This window comes from Ramlibacter sp. (assembly GCF_035554825.1).
In the GTDB taxonomy this organism is placed as follows: Bacteria; Pseudomonadota; Gammaproteobacteria; order Burkholderiales; family Burkholderiaceae_C; genus Ramlibacter.
On the sequence record NZ_DATMHS010000110.1, the window covers coordinates 1 to 21,793 of the forward strand.

Sequence of the window (21,793 nt, forward strand, 5' to 3'; positions counted from 1 at the left end):
GCATGTGATCGTAGGACTGGACGTCGGCGGTGCAGAGCTGATGCTCCAGCGCCTGCTGCGGGCCCAACTTCGCACCTCGACGAATCGGCACATCGTGGTTTCCCTGACGTCTCTTGGTCCAGTAGGCACTCAGATGCGTGAGCAGGGGATCATGGTGATACCGCTAGGGATGCGCTCCGGGATACATGCGCCAACTGCGCTGTTCCGTCTGGTCCGATGCTTTCGCGAACTGCAGCCGGACATCGTGCAAACCTGGATGTACCACGCGGATCTTCTGGGGGGTTTGGCTGCCCGCCTAGCCAAGGTGCCCGTGGTGATCTGGGGAATTCGCACGACGGATGTTGCGAAGGGCGGTTCACGTGTGACTCCGATGATCAGGTGGTTATGCGCGCGATCTTCGGCCGTGATTCCGGACAAGATCGTCTGCGCGGCAGAAGCTGCGCGCAGACTGCACGTGGCACTCGGATACCGTGCGGATCGCATGCTGGTGATCCCCAATGGATTAGACATCGGCAGTTGGAACCCGGCCTCAGAAGACGGCGCCCAGTTGCGGCGCCAGCTCGGAATCGATGAGTCGGCATGCACCGTCGGAACCCTGGGACGGTTTTCGCACGTCAAAGATCAGCACAATTTCGTGCGTGCCGCGGGCATCGTAGGGGCCCGCGACACTCGCGTGCGCTTCCTCATGGTCGGGCGCGATTGCGACTGGGAGAATCGGCAACTGGTCGCTTGGATTGGCCAGACCCGCCTTGCAGATCGCTTCATTCTGCTGGGACAGCGTTCGGACCCCGCTGTGTGTATGGCTGCCATGGAGGTGTTCGTGCTTCCATCGCGAACCGAAGGCTTTCCCAACGTGCTGGCCGAAGCGATGGCAATGGGAAGACCGTGCGTGACGACGGACGTGGGGGACGCCGCATCGCTGCTGGGATCGTGCGGGCTTGTGTCACCACCGGAGGACAGCAGCGCCTTGGCCGAGAGCATTGTTCGCATGCTGGGTCTTCCATCCGCTGAACGAGACGCTTTCGGCCGCAGCGCGCGCGCCCGCATCGTTCAGGAGTACTCGATGGAGCGATGTAATGAACGCTTCGAAAATCTCTACGCCACAACGCTGGCGGTTGCACGGGCATGGAGATCCCGGTAGTTACGGGCTTCGGGCACTTCACGAAGCCGATAGCGGTCCCAGGACAGAGTGCGGATCTGCGCGAACGTCTTGGTCTTGCGAACGCTATGGCGGCGTTCCCGGCAAGGGAGATCGCCTCAATCAGCTGACTACTATTCGTTTATCTGTCTTGCCCCTAGGCTCCAGTGGGGTCGCGGTGCAATGCCGCGCCGGCGCCGGAGCGCCGCAGCGTAGTAGTCAATATCTGTCTACCGTCGCGGCAGCAACGTCCCTTCGAGCATTGATCACTTCGACGTCAGGCGTCGAAGCGGGCATACGATGCGCCCACCCTGCCTCAGGCTGTCCGCCGACTGCGAATGTGGCCACCAAGCGCCTGTAGCGGTCAAGAACAAACAGTTCATCGAAACCGCGTTGCACCATCTCGCGTCCCCGGCGTCCCATCAAGTGACGTTGATCCAGCGGTAGATCAAGAAACAAGCGCATCTTGGCAGCAAGGTCCGCACCATCGCGTGGACGGCAGAGGAACCCAGTTTCGCCGTCGACGACGGCGTCCCGGCAACCTGGGGCGTCAGTGGTGATGACCGGACGGGCCATCGCTGCTGCCTCGAGCAGCACCCGAGGGACACCCTCGCGATACGAAGGCAACACGATGCAATCGGCCTCAGCAACGAATGGCCTTACGTCCTCTGTGCTTCCTAGGTATGTGATCAGCCCCTCCTTGACCCAGGCGTCCACTTGCTCCTTAGGGATGGCCGATGGATTCGAACTTGCCAGGTCGCCCAGCAATCGAAAATTTGCCCGCGGATAACTTGCTCTTAACGTGCGTGCGGCAGTCACATACTCGCCAACACCTTTGTCCCAGAGCATTCGTGCGACCAGTAGGAAGACGGGCGCGTCACTGCTGCCCTGTGGCCACCCTTCGATCGGCTGAAATCGAGCTAGATCTACTCCTGAACCGGGTAGGCGCTCCGCATTTTTGATATGCACCAACTTCGCCTTGACGAACACATTCATGTCGTCGAAGTTCTGAAAGAAGACGTGGTGAGCACGAGGAAATGTGAGCCGGTACAGGGCCAGCGCCATCCAAGTAATTGGTGATCGCCGGATGAAGGCCCGTCCAAGTCCCGAAACATTGGGCACAAACCGCACCCCCACGGCGACGCAGGCTAGCGCGGAATAGAGGTTGCCCTTTGGTGTGTAACTCAGGACGAGATCGACCGCTTCCCGCCTAAATACGGTTCCAAGTTGCCACACAGCCCGCAACTCAGCCAACGGGTTGACCCCGTGCGCAGCGATAGCCACTGGCCTGAACGTTATACCCTCTAGCTCTAGCTTGGCACCAAATCGATCTGACGGCGCCACCGCAACCACAGTGTGGCCGGCAGCCTGAAGGCAGCGAATAAGGTTTAGCCTAAAGTTAAATAAATTCCAGGCCGAGTTCGACACCACAGCAATTCGGAGCTTGCGACTGCTCAAGAGACCCCCCGCTGCACGCGCCGCTCACGAGGACGATGGCGCGCATGCTTGACGCGCCGACGGATCGGGTACTGCGGCAGTTCAACTTTTCGGGAAATTTCCGGAGTCAATCGCTTTTGCGCCAAGTGCTGATACCAGATGTGATACAGCAATGCGCAACCCACTAAGGCCATTCCGAGCAGCGCCGGCTGGTAGAACAAGACAGTTGCCAACACGGCAGGCACCGACGTGAAAGCCCAGACAATCGGCGAGACCGCCGCATTCCGCACGCTCTTATCCACACCTTTGGCAGACAGCCTCGGCCGGACCAAATTCACCTTGATCAGGCTGTGCAGGTGCCCGCTGTCCGCCTCCCCCGGCGACTGCCGCTTCGCGTAGCGCCGCACCATGCTGTAGATCACTTCGATCACCGGATAGGCGCACACCAGCAATGACGCCCAGACCGACACCTCGGGGTTGCGCACGGGCAGCAGGACGGCCAGCCAGGCCAGCGCAAAACCGGAGAAATAGGCGCCGCCGTCGCCCATGAACAATTTGCCCCAGGGGTAGTTCACCAGCCAGAAGCCCCCGATGGCGGCGGCGAGCATGAAGCACGCAATGGCCAGTTGCGGGTCGTCGGCCTGCGCCGCGATCGAGCCCAGCGCCAGCAGCGCGATGATGGTGGTGCCGCTGGCCAGGCCGTGGAAGCCGTCGATGATGTTGATCGCGTTGGCCACGCCGCCCACCGCAAACGCCGTGAAGATGACCGCGACGGGCGTCAACGTCATCAGCCAGTCGAGGCCGTACACGTCCAGGCGGTTCAGCGCCACGCCGCTGATCGCCCAGGCGACGACGCCGCCCAACATGGTGGCGATCAACCGCGGCAGCACGCCCACTTTTTTGGTCAGGTCCTCGGCCAGGCCGCAGACCAGCGGCACGAAGCCGGCGGCGAGGATCACGCCCAGGATCTCCCGCACGCCCCGGTCGCGCACGAGCATCCAGGCGAGCACGAGGCCGAGATAGATCCCGATGCCGCCGACGCGCGGCGTCGGCTCGGCATGAAATTTCTGCACGCCGATGGTGCTGTCCAGTGTCAGGTGGCCGTGGTGCTTTTTCGTCAGCACCAGTCCGAGCGACACGGCAAAGGCACAGAGCAGCGCCGCAGCAGTGGATGCCGCCTGCCACGAAACAACGCTTGCGTCAAGCATGGATTTGTACCCTCCTGAAACTGCGGTGCGCCTCGAATCGAGGTACTGCTAATGTGTTCTTATGTAACTTCGCACCCGTTTCCAGGGGAGTGGCGACTGTAGAACACACTGTGCAGCGCGTCCAGCATGGGAAATCCCCGATTCGATGTCAGCGATATTCTGAGACAGAAAAGAGACACTTCGTTACGCGGCGACGGGCAGACCGTGACGGATGCCACCCGAAAGTTCGCTCGGCGCGGTTCGCACGCCACTGAACCATGGCGGCGTGAGGGGTTATTCGAGCGTTGCTGGCAGCCCCGAGACGCAAGCCCGGCGCGTCGAGGTCCGGTCCAGCGCCCGGAAACGACAACGCCCGCGAAAGCGGGCGTTCGTTGGGGGAACGGGCTCGAGCCCGGCGCGGAATCAGACCGCGAAGTCTTCGATGTTCTTCCCGGCTTTCAGCGCTTCCTGCACCCAGCGCGGCTTGCGGCCGCGGCCGCCGGACCAGGTTTCGCCATTCGGGCCGCGGTATTTGACGGCGCCCTTGCTCCGGCTGCCGCCGGCGCGCTTGCGAGCCGGCGCACCGCCGCCGAGATCCTGAACCGTCAGCCCGTAGGCTTCCATTTTCTGGCGAATTTCTGCAATCACGTCGCTGATTTCCTTTTGCCGCACCTGCTCGGCCTCCGCCATCAGCTTTTGCGCTCTTTCCATCAATTCGACGTAGGTTGCCATGGTTCCCTTTCAGATCAATTGAAAAGTGAATTATGTACGACCGGCCTCGTATCGTTGGTCAAACGGCAAATGAATCAGGCGCCGCTCGTGCTGTTGAGGTCTGCTCGAACGGCCCAGGCTGGCCGCCCCGAAATTGCGCCAGCCGGTTGCACTTTCCCGCGGACGGCCCATGCTTGATGCATGCAGTGACGTCTCACCGGGGAGGTGTGCCATGTGGTCGCGGTTGGTGGTTCTCGTGTCCTTGCTGCTTCTCGGCGGCCTCGCGCCCGCAGTCGGCGCGCCGGACAGCAACGCCGGCATCCAGTCGGCGCTGGAGACATTGAAGCGGGCGAATGCTGCGGTGGTGGGGCTCGAAGTGACGGCCGTCCCCCAGGCCCCCTCCGCGGAAACGCTGGGGCGTGAGCGCAGCGGCTCCGGGGTGGTGATCGGCGCCGACGGCCTGATCCTGACCATCGGCTATCTGATCGTCGAAGCCGAAACCATCCAGGTGACCACCCAGGACCGCAAGGTCTGGCCGGCGCAGCCGGTGGCGTACGACCAGGCCACCGGATTCGGGCTGGTGCGCCCGCTGCTGCCGCTGCGCGGCATCACCCCGGTGCGATTGGGCAGCGTCTCGCATTTGGCCGTTGGCGAGCCGCTGATGGTTTCGACGGGCGGCAGCGATGCCGAGGTGGAAGTCACCCGCCTGGTCAGCAAGCGGCCGTTCTCGGGCTATTGGGAATATCACATCGACGATGCCCTGTTCACCAGCCCCGCGGTGGGCAACCACAGCGGCGCACCGGTGTTCAACCAGCGCGGCGAGTTGCTGGGGATCGGCAGCCTGTTCGTGGCCGACGCGCTGGGGCAGCCGCCCCGGGTGCCGGGCAACATGTTCGTGCCGATCGACCTGTTGAAGCCGATCCTGGCCGAGATGCAGGCCACCGGCAGTTCGCGCCAGAGCCACCGCCCGTGGCTGGGTCTGACCTCCGGCGAACAGGACGGACGGGTGTTCGTGATGCGCGTGACGCAAGGCAGCCCGGCGCAGGCCGGCGGCATGCAGCGCGGCGACATGATCCTGGCGGTGGACGGCGAGCCGGTGGATTCGCTGGAGCGGTTCTACAAGGGGCTCTGGAAGCGGGCCAGGCCGGACGACGAGATCCGCATCACGCTGCAGCGCGGCGACGATGTCCGCACGCTGACGCTGCGCGGCGTGGACCGCATGACGACGATGGCGAAGCCGGCGGGGATTTGAGGTCAACCCTCCCCATGTGAACCGCCGGCGCGAAGCGCGCCTTACTCGTTGTAGTCCATCGGCTGGTAGCCGTGCTTCTTGATCAGCTCGTCGCGCTCGGCCGACTTCAGGTCCTCGCGCGCCATCTCGGCGACGAGCTCGCGGAAGCCGATCTTCGGCACCCAACCCAGCTTCTGCCTGGCCTTGCTGGCGTCGCCGAGCAGGGTCTGGACTTCGGTCGGCCTGAAATAGCCCGGATCGACCTCGACGATGCACTTGCCGGCGGCGTCGTAGCCCTTCTCGTCCACCCCGGAGCCCTTCCAGGTGATGGCGATGCCGAACTCCCGGGCCGCCGCGTCGACGAAATCGCGCACGCTGTACTGCACCCCGCTGGCGACGACGAAGTCCTCGGGCTGCTCCTGCTGCAGCATCAGCCACATCATCTCGACGTAGTCCTTGGCGTGGCCCCAGTCGCGCTTGGCATCGAGGTTGCCGAGATACAGGCAGTCCTGCAGGCCGAGCTTGATGCGCGCCAGCGCGCGGGTGACCTTGCGCGTGACGAAGGTCTCGCCGCGCACCGGGCTCTCGTGATTGAACAGGATGCCGTTGCAGGCATAGATGCCATAGGCCTCGCGATAGTTCACCGTGATCCAGTAGGCATAGAGCTTGGCGACGGCGTACGGGCTGCGCGGATAGAAGGGCGTGGTTTCCTTCTGCGGCGTCTCCTGCACCAGGCCGTACAACTCGCTGGTCGAGGCCTGGTAGAAGCGGGTCGACTTCTCCAGCCCCAGGATGCGCATGGCCTCCAGGATCCGCAGTGCGCCCAGCGCGTCGGAGTTGGCGGTGTACTCGGGCTCCTCGAAGCTCACGGCCACGTGGCTTTGCGCCGCCAGGTTGTAGATCTCGTCCGGCTGCGTCTGCTGGATGATCCGGGTCAGGCTCGAACTGTCGGTCAGGTCGCCGTGGTGCAGGAAGAACCGGACGTCCTTCTCGTGCCGGTCGCGATAGAGGTGATCGATGCGGTCCGTGTTGAACAGGCTGGTGCGCCGCTTCAGGCCATGGACGATGTAGCCCTTGTCGAGGAGGAATTCGGCCAGGTAGGCGCCGTCCTGTCCGGTGATGCCGGTGATCAGGGCGACCTTGTCGGGTGCGTTCATAGGGGTGTTCCCGGGGCCGCGGCGGCGGCCGTTTGAAGGAAATCCGCGTAGGCCAGGCGCAGCCCCTGCGCCAGCCCGGTGCCCGCCCGCCAGCCCAGCGCGTTGATGCGGGCGCTGTCCATCAGCTTGCGCGGCGTGCCGTCCGGCTTGCTGTCGTCGAACACGATGCGGCCGCGATACCCCACCGTCGCTGCCACCAGCGCGGCGAGCTCGCCGATCGAGATCTCGGCGCCGCTGCCGACGTTGATGTGGCTGACCATCGGCTGGGTGTGCCGGTCGTACGTGGCCTTGTCCAGATTCATCACGTGGACGCAGGCAGCGGCCAGGTCGTCGACGTACAGAAACTCGCGCAGCGGCGTGCCGGTGCCCCAGACGGTCACGGTCGGCAGCTGCCGCACCTTGGCTTCATGGAAGCGGCGGATCAGTCCCGGGATCACGTGCGAGTGCTCGGGGTGGTAGTTGTCGCCGGGCCCGTACAGGTTGGTCGGCATCACGCTGCGGTAATCGACGCCGTGGCTGCCGCCGTACTGGCGGTTGTAGCTTTCGCACAGCTTGATGCCCGCGATCTTGGCGATGGCATAGGGCTCGTTGGTCGGCTCCAGCGGGCCGGCCAGCAACGCGTCCTCGCGCATCGGCTGCGCGGCCAGCCTCGGGTAGATGCAGCTCGAGCCGAGCAGCAGCAGCTGCCGGACGCCGGCGCGGAACGCGGCCTCGACGACGTTGGCCTCGATCATCAGGTTCTGGTAGATGAACTCGGCCGGCATGGTGTTGTTGGCGTGGATGCCCCCGACCCTTGCCGCGGCCAGGTACACCTGCGTCGGCTTTTCGGCGGCGAAGAAGGCCCGCACCGCCGCCTGGTCCACCAGGTCGAGTTCGCCGTGGCTGCGCGTCACGATCTCGGCGCCTGGCCGCGTGGCCAGCGCCCGGACGATGGCGGCGCCCACCATGCCACGGTGCCCGGCGACGAAGATCTTCGAGCTCACGCCGCCTTCTTGGCCGCGTCCAGCGGCACCACGCGTCCGTAGGAATCGTCGAAGCGGACGATGTCGTCTTCCTGCAGGTAGCTGCCGGACTGCACTTCGATCATCTCGAGGTCGGTCTTGCCGGGGTTGCGCACCCGGTGCAGCTCGCCCAGCGGGATGTAGGTGGACTGGTTCTCGGAGAGCAGGAAGGTTTCGGCGCCGCAGGTCACCTCGGCGGTGCCCCGCACCACCACCCAATGCTCCGCGCGGTGGTGATGCATCTGCAGGCTGAGCGCGGCGCCCGGCTTGATGTGGATGCGCTTGACGTGGAAGCGGTCGCCGGCCTCGATGCTGTCGTACCAACCCCAGGGCCGTGCCACCTTGCGGTGATCCAGCGCCTCCGGCCGTTGTTCCGCCTCCAGCGCACCGACCACCGCCTTCACCTGCTCGGCGGCCGCGCGCGCCGCCACCAGCAAGGCGTCGGGCGTGTCGATGATCAGCAGATCCCTGGTGCCCAGCGCCACCACCCGCCGGGTGGGCGCATGGATGTAGGTGCTTTCGGCCCCGAGCACGGTGCCGTTGCCGGCGACCCGGTTGCCGGCCGCGTCGGGCGCCGACAGCTCGGCCACCGAATTCCAGCTGCCGACATCACTCCAGCTGCCGTCGAATGGAAATACGACGACGTTGTCGTGCCGCTCGATCACCGCGTAATCGATGCTTTCGCCGCGGCAGGCGGCGAAGGCTTGCGCTTCCGGCCGCAGGAAATCGCCGTCGCGGGTCGAATTGGCCATGGCATTGCGGGCGGCGGCCAGAATATCCGGCGCGTGCTGTTCCAATGCCTGCAGCAATGCGCCGGCGGTGCACAGGAAAATGCCGGCATTCCACAGCACGCGGCCGGAAAAAAGCAATTCCTGGGCTTTGGCGGCATTCGGCTTTTCGATGAACCGGGCCACCGCAAATGCGCCATCGCCGCGGTCCACGCCTTTTTCGATGTAGCCGTAGGCCGTGCTGGGAAAGCTCGGCGCGACGCCGAAGACCACGATGGCGCCCTGCTCCGCCGTGGCGGCGCCGTGCCGGACCATGGAAACGAAGGCATCCACGTCCGGGATGTGGTGGTCGGCCGGGGCGAACAGCAGTTTCTGTTCGGGCGCCACGTGCAGGGCGGCCAGGGCCATCGCGGCCGCCGTGTTGCGCGCGACCGGCTCCAGGATGATGGTGCCGGCCGTGCCGGCCGCCTCGGCGGCTTCCCTGATGAAGAACCGGTGCTCCTCGGAACCCACGCACAGGACTTCGGGCTTCGGCGTTCCGGCGCCCAGCGGCTTGACCCGCTCCAGCGTCAGTTCGAGCAGGCTGTGCCCGCCGATCAGCGGCACGAACTGCTTGGGGAAGGACTTGCGGGACAGCGGCCAGAGCCGTGTGCCGGATCCGCCGCACAGGATCACCGGTTGAATCATTGGCGGGCACCGAGGTGGTTGAACTCGACCATTATGAGAGCTCGGGCGGCGTGCGGGTCAATCCGGCGGAGCACTGTCGGCGGGGCCGTGCAGGCCGGCGGCCACCGTCGGATAGCGCAGGGCCAGCCGCAGCTCTCGCTTCATGCGCTGGTTCGCCAGCCGGCGCGACTCGCTCATGAAGCTCAGAAGCATCAGCGGCAGTTCGTCCTCCGCCGTGCTGCGCGGCAGGCGGCGCGGGCGCGGCAGGCCGTACAGGTCGGCGGCCAGGTCGAAGTAGTCGCCCATCTTCAGCTCGGTGTCGTCGCTGGCGTTGTAGATGCGCTGCGGCCTGGCCCGCCACATGGCGGCGATGACCGCCCGGGCGAGGTCGTCGGCGTGGATGTGGCTGGTGTAGACGTCGTCGGACGCCTGCAGCACGGGGGTGCCGCGCAGCAGCCGCTCGCGCGGCGTGCCGCCCTCGCGATCGGGCGCGTAGATGCCCGGGATGCGCAGGATGCCGGCGCGCACGTGCGCGGCGCGGCCGTAGTGGCGCACGGCACGCTCGGCGTCGACCCGCCGCTGCGCCCGCGGCGTGCGCGGGTTCACGGCCCGGGTTTCGTCGACGCGGTCGCCGCCGCAGTCGCCGTACACGCCGCTGGTGGAGCCGTAGACCAGGGACGACGGCGGCGTGCGCCGGCGCAGCGCCCGCAGCAGCGCCATGGTGCGCGGATCGCGCCACCACTGCGAGCCCAGGTCGCTTTCGGGGGGCGCCAGGTGGATCACGCGGGTACCGAGCCCGGCCAGCCGCGCGAGGCTGGGCGGCTGGTCCAGGTTGCCGGCCAGCGGCGTGATGCCCAGTTCCCGCAGCCGGGGCGCGCGGCCCGGCGATGACGTCAGCGCCAGCAGCCGCGCCCGCCGGCCAAGCAGCCGGGCCACCCGCATCCCGATGTCGCCGCAGCCGACGATCAGGACCCGTTCGCGGCGGAAGCGCGCCGGCAGGGCGCCGAGGGGGCTTTGGATTGAAGGCACAATCAGATTCGATACACGACCAGAGTGCCGAGGATACCGAAACCATGTCGAGCGCCGAGACCGCCAGCGGGCCCTTTCAAGTCACCGTCCAGCCCAGCGGCCGATCGTTCAGCGTCGATCCCGGCGAAGCCATCCTGGCCGCCGCCATCCGTCAGGGCATCGGCATGCCGTACGGCTGCAAGGACGGCGCGTGCGGCTCGTGCAAGTGCAAGAAGCTGGAAGGCACGGTGCAGCACGGGCCGCACCAGAGCAAGGCGCTGAACGAGCTGGAGGAAGCCAACGGCTACATCCTCACCTGCTGCGGGGTGCCGCAGAGCGACCTGGTGCTGGAGTCCAAGCAGGTCACCGACGAGAGCGCCTTCCCGATCCGCAAGATGCCGTCGCGCGTCTCCACGCTGGAGAAGAAGTCGAACGACGTCATGATCATCAAGCTGCAGCTGCCGGCCAACGACACCTTCCGCTACCACGCCGGCCAGTACATCGAGTTCATCCTGCGCGACGGCGCGCGCCGCAGCTACTCGATGGCCAACGCCCCGCACAACGGCCCGCACGTGGAACTGCACGTGCGGCACATGCCCGGCGGCAAGTTCACCGACCACGTGTTCACCGCGATGAAGGAGAAGGAGATCCTGCGGGTGGAGGGGCCGTTCGGCAGCTTCTTCCTGCGCGAGGACTCCGACAAGCCGATGATCCTGCTGGCCTCTGGCACCGGCTTCGCGCCGATCAAGGCGGTGATCGAGCACATGCAGTTCAAGGGCAGCGCGCGGCCCGCGACCCTGTATTGGGGCGGCCGGCGGCCGGGCGACCTGTACCTCGACGACTGGGTGCGGGCCAAGCTGGGGGAGATGCCGAACCTGAAGTACGTGCCGGTGATCTCGGACGCGCTGCCCGAGGACAACTGGACCGGCCGCACCGGCTTCGTGCACCGCGCCGTGCTGGAGGACTTTCCGGACCTGTCCGGGCACCAAGTGTATGCCTGCGGCGCGCCGATCGTGGTCGATTCGGCCCGGGCCGAGTATTCGGCGAAGGCCGGACTGCCGCCCGAGGAGTTCTACGCGGACTCGTTCACGACCGAAGCGGACAAGCACAGCGACTGAAGTTTCGCCATCGCCCGCCCGGCGCCCCGCGGCTGCGGCGCCATCGGCGGGCATTTCGCACGGCCGCGCCCGGCCGCGGTGTGGACCCCTCACCGGGCTTACGGTAGAGTCGATTCATATGACGCTCCCGCCTCCGGCCATCGCGCTCGGCTCCCCTGGCCGCCAAGGGTGGGCCGGCCTGCAGCACGCATCATGAAGATCGCCGTAGTCGGGACCGGCTATGTCGGCCTGTCGATCGCCGTCCTGCTTGCGCAGCACAACGATGTCGTCGCCTTCGACATCGCCGCGGAAAAAGTGGCGATGGTCAACGCCAGGCGCTCGCCCGTCGCCGATCCGGAGCTGGAGGCGTATCTCGAAAAGCCGCTGCGCCTGCGCGCCACGACCGACAAGCGGGACGCCTACGCGGCCGCCGACTTCGTCGTCATCGCCACGCCGACCGACTACGACGCGACGGCCAATCACTTCGACACCACCTCGGTCGAATCCGTCATCCGCGACGTCATCGCGCTGAACGAGCGCGCGCTGATCGTCGTCAAGTCGACGGTGCCGGTGGGCTTCACCGCCCGGATGCGCCTGGCAGCGCGCAGCGACAACATCGTCTTTTCCCCCGAGTTCCTGCGGGAAGGCCATGCGCTCTACGACAACCTGCATCCGTCGCGCATCGTGGTCGGCGACCGTTCGCCGCGTGCCGAGGCTTTCGCCCGGCTGCTGCAGCAAGGCGCCCTGAAGCGGGACATTCCAACCCTGTTCACCGGCAGCACCGAGGCCGAGGCGATCAAGCTGTTCGCCAACACCTACCTCGCCATGCGGGTCGCCTACTTCAACGAGCTCGACACCTACGCCGCCGCGCGCGGGCTGGACACGCGCCAGATCATCGAGGGCGTCGGCCTGGACCCGCGCATCGGCAGCCACTACAACAACCCCTCGTTCGGCTACGGCGGCTACTGCCTGCCCAAGGACACCAGGCAGCTGCTGGCCAACTTTCAGGACGTTCCGCAGAACCTGATCCACGCGATCATCCAGGCCAATGCGACGCGCCAGGACTTCATCGCCGAGAGCATCGTGCGCCTGCAGCCCAGGACGGTGGGGGTGTACCGCTTGATCATGAAGGCCGGCGCCGACAATTTCCGCGCTTCCTCGATCCAGGGCGTCATCGAGCGCCTGCTGGCCAAGGGCATCGAGGTGATCGTGCACGAGCCGGCCTTGAAGGATCGTGCCGAGTTCGGCCGCTGCCGGGTGGTCACCGACCTGGCCGCGTTCAAGCGCGAGGCCGACCTGATCGTTGCCAATCGCGTCGCACCGGCGCTGGACGACGTGAAGGGCAAGCTCTTCACGCGCGACCTGTTCGGCACCGGTTGATGCGCAGCGCATGCCTTCACAGTTGCCCTCGCCAGCCAGCGCCATGAGCGACCGCGCCGACCCCTCCGGCGGCGCGCTGGTGCGCTGGCTGCCGGCGCCGCTGCGCAAACGCATGGAGCGCCGCCCGGCCCTGGCCTCGATCCTCGACAACATCGGCTGGCTCGCCGTCGACCGCGTGCTGCGCATGGGCGTCGGCCTGCTGGTCGGCGTCTGGCTGGCTCGCTATCTCGGGCCGGCGCAATACGGGCAGTTCAACTACGCGCTCGCCTGCCTGGTGCTGGCGGCCCCGCTCGCGGGACTCGGGCTGAACAGCATCGTCGTGCGCGACCTGGTGCGCGAACCGGCCGCGGGGCGCAGCATTCTCGGCACCGCGTTCGTCCTGCAGTTCGCCGCGGGCGCCGTTGCGGCCCTGCTGGTCGCGGCGTCCGTCGCGGCGCTGCGGCCGGGCGACGATCCCACGATCGCGATGGTGGGCGTCCTGAGCCTGACACTGGTGTTCCGGTCCACCGACGTCGTCAAGTACTGGTTCGACTCGCGGGTGGAGTCGCGCTACGCCGTCTGGGTCGAAAGCGCGGCGTTCCTGGCCATGGCCGCCGTCAAGGTGGCGATGATCCTGTCGCATGCCGGCCTGATGGCCTTCGTCTGGGTGACCCTGGCCGAGGCAGCGGCCTGCGCCGCCGGCCTGCTGGCGATCTACGCGGCCCGGGGCGGCCGGCCGCTGCAATGGCAGCCGGGCGTCGAGCGCGCCCGTCGCCTGATGCAGCACAGCTGGCCGCTGATGCTGTCCGGCCTTTCCGTCGCGGTCTACATGGGGATCGACCAGGTCATGCTGGGCCAGATGCTGGGGCCGCGCGAGGTCGGCATCTACGGCGCGGCCACCAGGCTGAGCGAGGTCTGGTATTTCATTCCGATGGTCGTGGTCGCATCCTTCTTTCCCGCGATCACGAAGGCCAAGGAGACCGGAGAATCGGCGTACCTGGGCCAGCTGCAAACGCTGTACGACATGCTGACCATGATGTCGCTCGTCATCGCCGTGGCGATCACCGTGGCCGCCCCGCTGCTGGTGAGCGTTCTCTTCGGGCCCGAATTCGCCGCCGCCGCGGGCGTCCTGCAAATCCATGTCTGGACCGGTGTGTTCGCCGCCCTGGGCGTGGCCAGCAGCTGCTGGTACGTCAACGAGAACCTGCAGCAGCTGGCCTTCCAGCGGACCTTGTGGGGCGCGCTCTTCAACGTGGTAGGCAATTTCTATCTGATTCCTGCCTACGGCGCCGCCGGCGCCGCGGTCGCGACCTTGCTGTCGCAGGCGATCGCGGCCTATCTCTTCGACGCGGTCGGCGCCCGGACCAGGATGTGCTTTCGCATGAAGACGCGATCGTTCCTGGCGCCCCTGCGTTTCGCCTTCCGGAGCAAGCCGTGATCCAGCCGCTGCTGAGGGCCTATCGCTTCCTGTTCGGCCGCGCCGTCTTCTATCGCCTGAACTGCTTTCTGTACTGGTGCAGCCTGCGCGGCATGGGCATCCTGAATTTCGAGTCGGACCGGGTCAGCGGCGAGGATCGGTTCCTGCGCAAGACCCTGGCCGGACGCAAGGCGCCCGTGGTGCTGGACGTCGGCGCCAACGAGGGTCGGTACTCGGCCAACGTGCATGCCGTCAGCCCGCAAGCCGTGGTCTACGCCTTCGAGCCCCACCCCGTCACATACGGGAAGCTCGTGAAGAACCTGGCGCATCTGGGAGCCGCGACCATCCGGCCCGTGAACGCCGCGGCGGGCATGGACAGCGGCGTCGTCGAGCTGTTCGACTATGCCAGCCAGGACGGCTCGTCCCATGCCTCGCTGCATCGCGGCGTCATCGAGCAGATCCAGGGCGCCGAAGCGGTCTCGCACCGCGTGCAGTTGCTGCGGCTCGACGACTTCGCAGCCGAACACGGGCTCGGCCGGATCGACCTGCTCAAGATCGACACCGAAGGCAACGAGCTGGCCGCCTTGCGTGGATTCGGCCGGCACATCGCCGCCGGCCTGGTGGACGTGATCCATTTCGAGTTCAACGAGATGAACGTCGTCAGCGGCGTCTTCTTCAAGGACTTCTGGGACTTCCTGCGCGATTACTCGCTGTACCGCCTCCTTCCGGACGGCCTGGCTCCGATCAGGCAATACACGGCGGTGGACTGCGAGATCTTCGCCTACCAGAACATCGTGGCGTTCCGCAAAGGCATGTCCCGTCCGGAGGCAGCAAGGCCATGAGCCCCGCACCGATCGCGCTCTTCACCTATGCGCGCCCGACCCACACCGCCCGCACCGTGGAGGCCCTGCTGCGCAACGACCTGGCGGCCGAGTCCGACCTGATCGTTTTCTCGGACGCGGCCCGCGCGCCGGCGCACGAGCCGCGGGTGGCGGAAGTCCGCGCCTACCTCCGGCAGATCGCCGGCTTTCGTTCCGTCACGATCCACGAGCGGCCCCAGAACCTGGGGCTGTCGCGCTCGATCATCGGCGGGGTCGGCCAGGTGCTGCAGGCCCACGAGCGCCTGATCGTCCTCGAGGACGACATGGTGACCTCGCCGCATTTCCTGCGCTACATGAACGAGGGTCTGGCGCGCTTCGCCGACGACGAGCGGGTGATCAGCGTCCATGGCTACGTCTACCCCGTGAAGCAGCCGCTGCCGGAAGCCTTCTTCCTGCCGGGCGCCGATTGCTGGGGCTGGGCCACGTGGCGCCGCGGCTGGCGGCTGTTCAATCCCGACGGCCAGGCGCTGCTGGACGAACTGACGCGCCGCCGGCTGCTGGACGCGTTCGACTTCAACGGGAGCCACCCCTACTCGGACATGCTGCGCAGCCAGATCGCCGGCAGCAACGACTCCTGGGCGATCCGCTGGTACGCCTCGGCATTCCTGGCGTCCAAGCTGACGCTCTACCCCGGGCGCAGCCTGGTGCACAACATCGGGAACGACAGCAGCGGCACGCATTGCAGCGCCACGGACCTGCACGCGGTCGAACTGGCCCTGGACCCGATCAATCTGGACCGCGTCGGCGATCCCGCGGCTTCGCAGGAGGGCCTCCGGGCCTTCGAACGCTACTTCCGCGCCGCGCGCCCGAGCCGTCTCTCGCGGATCCGGCAGCGGTTCAACGGGCTGCTGCGGAAAGTTGTCTCATGATCGAGTCGCTGAAGTTCTTCGGCAAGCAATGGCTGCCGCCGGTCATCGCCGGCGCGCTGCGGGGAAATCGACTGGGACGCACCCGCTTCGAGGGGCCTTACGCCTCCTGGAGCGCGGCCGCCGCCCGATCCTCGGGGTACGACGCCGCCGCCATCCTGGACAAGGTGCTCGCCGCGGTCCTGGCGGTGAAGAGAGGGGAAGCAGTGTTCGAGCGAGATTCGGTCCTGTTCCACAGCCTGGAATACTCCTGGCCCGTCGCCACCGCCCTGATGGCGGCAGCCGCTCGCGCCGGTGGACAACTCAATGTGCTCGATTACGGCGGCTCGCTCGGCAGCACGTATTTCCAATACCGGCGCCTGCACGCGCCGCTCGCGAGCGTTCGGTGGAACGTCGTGGAGCAGGAACACTTTGTGCGCTCGGGGAGGCAACTCGAGGACGGCACGCTTCGCTTCTACGAGACCACTGGCGACTGCCTGCGGGAAAACGTACCCAATGTCGTGCTCGCGTCGAGCGTCCTGCAGTACCTGCAGCAGCCCGCCGAGGTGATCAGCGAACTGGCGAGCGCCGGCGCGACGTATCTGATCGTCGACCGAACACCATTGACCGGTCTGTCGCAGGACGTCGCCCTGGTCCAGCATGTCGATCCCGCCATCTACGAGGCAAGTTACCCGATGTGGGCGCTGAGCGAGCAGCTGCTACGCGACAGCCTTGAGCCCGCTTACGCGTGCGTCACCGATTTCCAGAGCCCGGAGGGGAGGCTCGCTGTCGGACAGGCTGTCGAGGTTGAATTCAAGGGAATGCTGTTCGAGCGCCGCCGATGAAATCGCTGCTTCGCAACTTCTATCTGCGCAGACAGTTCTTCCCGGGCGTCCTCGGGCTGTTCTTCAACCCTTTCTACTATGCCCGCTTGGGCCTGGCGAACGCAATCCGCCGGCATGCGCCCGCATTGCGCGGAAGGCTGCTGGACGTTGGCTGCGGCACCAAGCCATACCGGGAGCTCTTCGCCGCGGACACCTACGTGGGGTTGGACGTGCACACGGCGGCTTCGCAAGCGAGAGGCACCGCGGATGTCCTGTATGACGGAACGACGTTTCCGTTCGGCGATTCGTCTTTCGACGGCGTCGTGTGCAACCAGGTGCTGGAGCACGTCTTCAATCCGGGCGGTTTCCTCAGTGAGTTGCACCGGGTGCTCCGTCCGGACGGGAAACTGCTCCTGACCGTGCCATTCGTTTGGGACGAGCACGAGCAACCGTACGACTACGCGCGCTACTCCAGCTTCGGCCTGCGCTCGCTGCTGGAGGCCAACGGGTTCGCCGTGCGGGAACAGGAGAAGCTCGGTGCCGACGCAGGGACGCTGTTCCAACTGCTGAACGGGTACCTGTACAAGGTGACCCTCCCGCTCCCTGGCTGGGCCCAGCTGTTCCTGACGGGCACGCTCATGGCCGTGGTCAACGTCCTGGCCGTCGTCGCCGCGAGGCTGCTGCCAAAGAACGCCGACCTGTACCTGGATCAACTTGTTCTCGCGGAGAAACGAGCGTGAATGCCTATGCCAACAAGTCCGTCCTCGTCACCGGCGGCCTCGGCTTCATCGGCTCGAGCCTGGCGCGCGCGCTGGTGCGGCAAGGCGCGGCCGTCACCATCGCCGACAGCCTGATCCCGCAGTACGGCGGCAACCCGTTCAACGTGCAGGACATTCGCGACCGGGTCACCGTCAACATCTGCGACGTGCGCGACACCTCCGCGATGACCCACCTGATCGCCGGCAAGGACTACCTGTTCAACCTGGCCGGCCAGACGAGCCACCTCGACTCGATGGCCGACCCGCAGACCGACCTCGACATCAACGCCGGCGCGCAGCTGTCGATCCTGGAAGCCTGCCGCAAGGCCAACAGCGCGATCAAGATCGTCTTCGCCAGCACCCGCCAGCTGTACGGCCGGCCCGACTACCTGCCGGTCGACGAGAAGCATCCCGTCCGGCCGGTCGACGTCAACGGCATCAACAAGCTGGCCGGCGAGTGGTACCACCTCCTGTACAACAACGTCTACGGCATCCAGGCCTGCGCGCTGCGCCTGACCAACACCTACGGCCCCGGCATGCGGGTGGTCGACGCCCGCCAGACCTTCCTGGGCATCTGGGTGCGGCTGATGATCGAGGGCAAGCCGATCAAGGTTTTCGGCGACGGCCTGCAACTGCGCGACTTCAACTACGTCGACGACTGCGTGCAGGCCATGCTGCTGGCCGGCGCCAGCCCGCAGGCCAACGGGAAGGTGTTCAACCTGGGCAGCAGCGAAGTCATCGGCCTGAAGGATCTCGCACAGCTGATGATCGAGATCGGCCAGCGACGCGGGTTGCAGGCGCGCTACGAGCTCGTCGCGTTTCCGCCCGAGCGCAAGGTCATCGACATCGGCGATTACTACAGCGACTTTTCGCTGATCCGCAATGCGATGGGATGGCAACCCGGCGTCGACCTGCGCACCGGCTTGGACAAGACCATCGACTACTACCAGGCTCATCACGCGCATTACTGGAGCGATTGACGGGGGCCGCCGCCACGCCCCGCGTTCGCGGAAAGACACACATGATCCTGATGAACGACTTCAAGGCCGAGCCGCCGGCGCTGCGCGAACAGATGCTCGCGGCGGCGCGGCGCGTGATCGAATCGGGCTGGTATGTCCTGGGCGACGAAGTGAGCGCGTTCGAGCAGGAATGGGCCGCCGTGTGCGGCACGCGGCACGGCGTCGGCGTCGGCAACGGCATGGACGCGATCGAGATCGCGCTGCGGGCGCTGGACGTGGGTCCCGGCGACGAGGTGATCACGACGCCCATGACGGCGTTCGCCACCGTGCTCGCGATCCTGCGGGCCGGTGCGACGCCGGTGCTGGCCGACATCGATCCGGACACGGCGATCCTCTCGCCGGAGAGCGTGAAGCGCTGCCTCTCGGCCCGCACCAAGGCGGTGGTGCTGGTGCACCTCTACGGCCAGATGCGCGACATGGACAGCTGGCAGGCGCTGTGTCGGGAGGCGGGGGTCCATCTGGTCGAGGACTGCGCCCAGGCCCACCTGGCCAGGTGGCGGGACCGAGCCGCCGGCGCCTGGGGCGTTGCCGGCGCGTACAGCTTCTATCCGACCAAGAACCTGGGAGCCGTCGGCGACGCCGGGCTGATCGTCACGGACGGCGATGCGCTGGCCGAGCGCGCGCGACGCCTGCGCAACTACGGCCAGAGCGAGCGCTACAGCCATCCCGAGCTGGGCCTGAACAGCCGGCTCGACGAGCTGCAGGCGGCCATGCTCTCCAGCCGCCTGCGCTGGCTGCCCGAGTTCAGCGCCAGGCGCCGGGCCATCGCCCGCAGGTACCGCGAGGAGATCGCGAACCGCGCGGTCTCGCTGCTGGCGCCGCCGCAGCAGGCGGATGCGCATGTCCACCACCTGTTCGTGCTGCGCTGCGCGCAGCGGACTGCGCTCGTCGACCATCTGAAGCAGCGGCAGGTCCAGAGCCTGATCCACTACCCCGTGCCGGTGCATGAACAGCAACCGTGCCGGGAGATCCGGCGCGATCCCTTGGGGCTGGCCGCCAGCGAGCGGCATGCCGCCACCTGCCTTTCCATCCCTTGCCACCCGCAGCTGTCGGATGCGGACGTGGACCGCGTCATCGCCGCCGTGAATTCCTTCGAGGCCACCTGATGGAGCACTACGTCACCTTGTTCGACGCCCTGTTCCTGCCCCAGGGCATCGCCCTGCACCGGTCGCTGCAGCGCCATGCCAGCGACTACCGGTTGTGGGTGCTGTGCGTCGACGAGCAGGCGCACGAGGCGCTCTCGAAACTGGCCCTGCCCAACGTGCGGCTGCTGCGGCTCGGTGCGCTGGAGACGGAGGAGCTCAGGCGGGTGAAGGCCGACCGGACGCGGGCCGAGTACTGCTGGACGTTGACGCCTTTCGCCCCGAGGTTCGTCTTCGACGCGGATGCCACGGTCCAGCGCGTCACCTACCTCGACGCGGACCTCTGGTTCCGCAAGGACCCGCAGCTGATCCTGCGGGAGTTCGATCGGTCCGGCAAGGACGTGCTGATCACCGACCACGCGTACGCGCCCGAGCACGACCAGTCGGCCATCGCCGGCCAGTACTGCGTGCAGTTCGTGACCTTCACCCGCGACGGCGGTGAGCCGGTGCGGCGCTGGTGGCAGGACAAGTGCGTGGAGTGGTGCCATGCCCGGTACGAGGATGGCAGGTTCGGCGACCAGAAGTACCTCGACGACTGGCCGTCGCGGTTTTCGCGCGAAGTGCACGTGCTGGGCGACAAGGAGCTGATCCTCGCCCCCTGGAATGCCACCCGCTTCCCCTACGGGCCGTCCGTGTGCTGGCATTTCCACGCGCTGCGGCTGATGAAGGGAAGGGGCGGCTACGGCGTCGACTGCGGCAACTACGCCTTGCCCACGGCGACCCGCCAGTACATCTATCGCGAGTACGTCAAGGAATTGCGCTGCGCGGTCGACATGCTGCTGGCGATCGGTGTCGTTCCCCGGCCGCAGAAGGTGGCGACCGTGGGAACGCGGTGCAGGAGCGTCCTGGAACGGCTCTTCGACCACCGCTGGCGCCTGCCGTCGCGCGTGTATTACCCGTTGTGACCGCTGCAAACGGCCGCCCGGCACCCCCCGCGCGTGACAAGTTCGCGGTTTTGGCGAGTAAGCGGTGTGCTCGCGCCAACGGATGCGATGCGGCGCGCCACCTGGCTAAGCTGTGCCGATGCCCCTCGACCAAGAGCTCGGTGACGAACTCGCCTTCGCCAATTCCCTGCCGGGCGCCGCCGGCACGCAGATCGACGTGCAGCCGGAGGCCAGCGCGCCCTGCGACGACCGGGAGATCCGCCGCCTCGCCGACGAACTGGGCCTGAGCCGGTACCTGCACGACGCCGAAGCGCTCAAGGCCGAACTGCAGAAACTGGTGCTGGCATTGCACCCCGACAAGAACGGGGGCGAATTCCGTTCCGACCAGGACAAGGCCAGGTTCATGCGGGCCAGGAGAGCCGTCGAACTGCTGAACGCCCGCTCGAACGGCGAGGCTGGCGCGGTCGGTGCATTGCCCGGCACCCCCCGGGCCATCGCCTCGAAGGGCTCGGACTGGGTCTGGCGGGACAACGCGCGTCACCTCCAGATGAACCTGACCGATCAGGTGCGGCAGCGCATCGCGCGCCGCTTCGGGCCCGCGAAGGTCGGCTCGGGCGCGGCCGCCCTCGCATTGCTCTTGCTGGCGCTGTTCGCCGGCAGCCTGGAGCGCGAAGCGGTGCTGTGGCCGGTCCTCGGTGACGCCGCCGTGGTCTGGGGACTGCTGGCCGTGGCGGTGGCCAGTTCGGCGCTGCTGGCCGCGGGCTGGCTCTCGGAGCGGATCGTCCAGGCGCGCACGGAGCATCTGATGTCCGAGGCGTCGCTGGCCCCCATCTTCGAGCAGGCATGCCGCTGCGCCAAGCGGGCCGGGCGGCCCGACAGGCTGAGCGGCTTCGACATTCGCCAGGCGATCGAGATCGTCAGCCGGCGCCGTCAGCCAGGCCGTCCTTTGAAAGGAGCCACATGGGCCTTCCTGCGGCCCGACGAAGCCACGCTGGCCGACATCTCGACGATCCAGACGCAGCGGCTCCTCGACCGGCGGGTGATCAAGACCTCGAACACGCCGTCTCTCGAGATGCTGTACGAGGTGGCCCGCCCCTAGCGCTCCGCGATCGCGGCCGGCGGCAGGGGTCGCAGGTCAGGGCTCGATGCGCGCCAGCCGCGGCACGGGCAGCGGCGGCTGGTTGGCCAGCGGCGTACCCACCACGGCGTCGATGCGCCACTCCACCGGGTAGGTGATCGAGTACTCGGCATGCGGCTGCGCCGAACGAACGAGCGCGACCGCGGGTCCGGCGCCCAGCACACT

The 21,793-nt window shown here is 66.9% G+C and carries 21 protein-coding genes; 13 read left to right on the forward strand and 8 right to left on the reverse strand.

Features of this window, described 5'->3' with window-relative positions:
* Positions 1 to 1,141: glycosyltransferase family 4 protein (locus VNT59_RS13850; protein WP_325499017.1), on the forward strand; the 1,141-nt coding region annotated here is incomplete at its 5' end.
* A 216-nt stretch (positions 1,142 to 1,357) separates the two neighbouring features.
* Here the strand turns inward: VNT59_RS13850 and VNT59_RS13855 are convergent.
* From VNT59_RS13855 to VNT59_RS13865, 3 genes are all read right to left on the reverse strand, one after another.
* The gene (locus tag VNT59_RS13855; protein ID WP_325499019.1) at positions 1,358 to 2,596 is read right to left on the reverse strand and encodes a glycosyltransferase family 4 protein; all 1,239 of its coding nucleotides are present in this window, start codon (positions 2,594 to 2,596) and stop codon (positions 1,358 to 1,360) included.
* Entirely contained in the window at positions 2,593 to 3,783 is a 1,191-nt protein-coding gene (locus tag VNT59_RS13860) for a glycosyltransferase (RefSeq protein ID WP_325499021.1), read from the reverse strand. The genes VNT59_RS13855 and VNT59_RS13860 overlap by 4 nt, the downstream gene beginning before the upstream one ends.
* 402 nt (positions 3,784 to 4,185) lie before the next feature.
* Positions 4,186 to 4,494, reverse strand: coding sequence for an H-NS histone family protein (locus tag VNT59_RS13865; RefSeq protein WP_325499023.1), 309 nt, complete (start codon positions 4,492 to 4,494; stop codon positions 4,186 to 4,188).
* A 169-nt stretch (positions 4,495 to 4,663) separates the two neighbouring features.
* On the opposite strand from VNT59_RS13865, the gene VNT59_RS13870 reads away from it, so the two are divergent.
* Positions 4,664 to 5,725, forward strand: a complete 1,062-nt coding sequence (locus VNT59_RS13870) for a S1C family serine protease (RefSeq protein ID WP_325499025.1) — start codon at positions 4,664 to 4,666, stop codon at positions 5,723 to 5,725.
* Between the two features lie 41 nt (positions 5,726 to 5,766).
* Here VNT59_RS13870 and gmd read toward each other — a convergent pair whose 3' ends face one another.
* Genes gmd through VNT59_RS13890 form a run of 4 tightly spaced genes read right to left on the reverse strand, consistent with a single transcriptional unit; the run spans position 5,767 to position 10,285 of the window.
* On the reverse strand, positions 5,767 to 6,861 hold the full coding sequence (gmd, locus tag VNT59_RS13875) for a GDP-mannose 4,6-dehydratase (protein WP_325499027.1): 1,095 nt from the start codon (positions 6,859 to 6,861) through the stop codon (positions 5,767 to 5,769).
* A complete protein-coding gene (locus VNT59_RS13880; protein WP_325499029.1) occupies positions 6,858 to 7,844 on the reverse strand; it encodes a GDP-L-fucose synthase in 987 nt (328 codons plus the stop codon). Before VNT59_RS13880 ends, gmd begins: the two co-directional genes overlap by 4 nt.
* Positions 7,841 to 9,277 (reverse strand): mannose-1-phosphate guanylyltransferase/mannose-6-phosphate isomerase, encoded by a 1,437-nt coding sequence (locus tag VNT59_RS13885; RefSeq protein WP_325499031.1) that lies wholly within the window; start codon positions 9,275 to 9,277, stop codon positions 7,841 to 7,843. The genes VNT59_RS13880 and VNT59_RS13885 overlap by 4 nt, the downstream gene beginning before the upstream one ends.
* A gap of 57 nt (positions 9,278 to 9,334) precedes the next feature.
* Positions 9,335 to 10,285 (reverse strand): NAD-dependent epimerase/dehydratase family protein, encoded by a 951-nt coding sequence (locus VNT59_RS13890; protein WP_325499033.1) that lies wholly within the window; start codon positions 10,283 to 10,285, stop codon positions 9,335 to 9,337.
* Between the two features lie 44 nt (positions 10,286 to 10,329).
* Between VNT59_RS13890 and VNT59_RS13895 the strand changes: the two genes are divergently transcribed.
* The 11 genes from VNT59_RS13895 (at position 10,330) to VNT59_RS13945 (ending at position 21,589) form a co-directional block, all read left to right on the forward strand.
* Positions 10,330 to 11,382 carry a CDP-6-deoxy-delta-3,4-glucoseen reductase gene (locus tag VNT59_RS13895; protein WP_325499035.1) on the forward strand — a complete coding sequence of 351 codons (1,053 nt, stop codon included), beginning with the start codon at positions 10,330 to 10,332 and terminating at the stop codon, positions 11,380 to 11,382.
* A 192-nt stretch (positions 11,383 to 11,574) separates the two neighbouring features.
* On the forward strand, positions 11,575 to 12,741 hold the full coding sequence (locus tag VNT59_RS13900) for a nucleotide sugar dehydrogenase (RefSeq protein ID WP_325499037.1): 1,167 nt from the start codon (positions 11,575 to 11,577) through the stop codon (positions 12,739 to 12,741).
* A 43-nt stretch (positions 12,742 to 12,784) separates the two neighbouring features.
* Positions 12,785 to 14,158: a flippase gene (locus tag VNT59_RS13905; RefSeq protein WP_325499039.1), complete on the forward strand. Its 1,374-nt coding sequence runs from the start codon at positions 12,785 to 12,787 to the stop codon at positions 14,156 to 14,158.
* Complete coding sequence (locus tag VNT59_RS13910) at positions 14,155 to 14,979, forward strand: FkbM family methyltransferase (protein ID WP_325499041.1); 825 nt, start codon at positions 14,155 to 14,157, stop codon at positions 14,977 to 14,979. Before VNT59_RS13905 ends, VNT59_RS13910 begins: the two co-directional genes overlap by 4 nt.
* Positions 14,976 to 15,887 carry a glycosyltransferase family 2 protein gene (locus VNT59_RS13915; protein ID WP_325499043.1) on the forward strand — a complete coding sequence of 304 codons (912 nt, stop codon included), beginning with the start codon at positions 14,976 to 14,978 and terminating at the stop codon, positions 15,885 to 15,887. Before VNT59_RS13910 ends, VNT59_RS13915 begins: the two co-directional genes overlap by 4 nt.
* The gene (locus VNT59_RS13920; RefSeq protein ID WP_325499045.1) at positions 15,884 to 16,708 is read left to right on the forward strand and encodes a methyltransferase, TIGR04325 family; all 825 of its coding nucleotides are present in this window, start codon (positions 15,884 to 15,886) and stop codon (positions 16,706 to 16,708) included. Before VNT59_RS13915 ends, VNT59_RS13920 begins: the two co-directional genes overlap by 4 nt.
* The gene (locus VNT59_RS13925; protein WP_325499047.1) at positions 16,705 to 17,427 is read left to right on the forward strand and encodes a class I SAM-dependent methyltransferase; all 723 of its coding nucleotides are present in this window, start codon (positions 16,705 to 16,707) and stop codon (positions 17,425 to 17,427) included. Before VNT59_RS13920 ends, VNT59_RS13925 begins: the two co-directional genes overlap by 4 nt.
* Positions 17,424 to 18,425: an NAD-dependent epimerase/dehydratase family protein gene (locus tag VNT59_RS13930; RefSeq protein ID WP_325499049.1), complete on the forward strand. Its 1,002-nt coding sequence runs from the start codon at positions 17,424 to 17,426 to the stop codon at positions 18,423 to 18,425. The genes VNT59_RS13925 and VNT59_RS13930 overlap by 4 nt, the downstream gene beginning before the upstream one ends.
* A 41-nt stretch (positions 18,426 to 18,466) precedes the next feature.
* Positions 18,467 to 19,570, forward strand: coding sequence for a DegT/DnrJ/EryC1/StrS family aminotransferase (locus VNT59_RS13935; protein ID WP_325499051.1), 1,104 nt, complete (start codon positions 18,467 to 18,469; stop codon positions 19,568 to 19,570).
* Positions 19,570 to 20,511, forward strand: coding sequence for a hypothetical protein (locus VNT59_RS13940; RefSeq protein ID WP_325499053.1), 942 nt, complete (start codon positions 19,570 to 19,572; stop codon positions 20,509 to 20,511). The genes VNT59_RS13935 and VNT59_RS13940 overlap by 1 nt, the downstream gene beginning before the upstream one ends.
* Before the next feature lie 112 nt (positions 20,512 to 20,623).
* Positions 20,624 to 21,589, forward strand: coding sequence for a J domain-containing protein (locus tag VNT59_RS13945; RefSeq protein WP_325499055.1), 966 nt, complete (start codon positions 20,624 to 20,626; stop codon positions 21,587 to 21,589).
* A gap of 36 nt (positions 21,590 to 21,625) precedes the next feature.
* Here the strand turns inward: VNT59_RS13945 and VNT59_RS13950 are convergent, their stop codons facing one another.
* On the reverse strand, positions 21,626 to 21,790 hold the full coding sequence (locus VNT59_RS13950; RefSeq protein ID WP_325499057.1) for a hypothetical protein: 165 nt from the start codon (positions 21,788 to 21,790) through the stop codon (positions 21,626 to 21,628).
* Between the last annotated feature and the right edge of the window lie 3 nt (positions 21,791 to 21,793).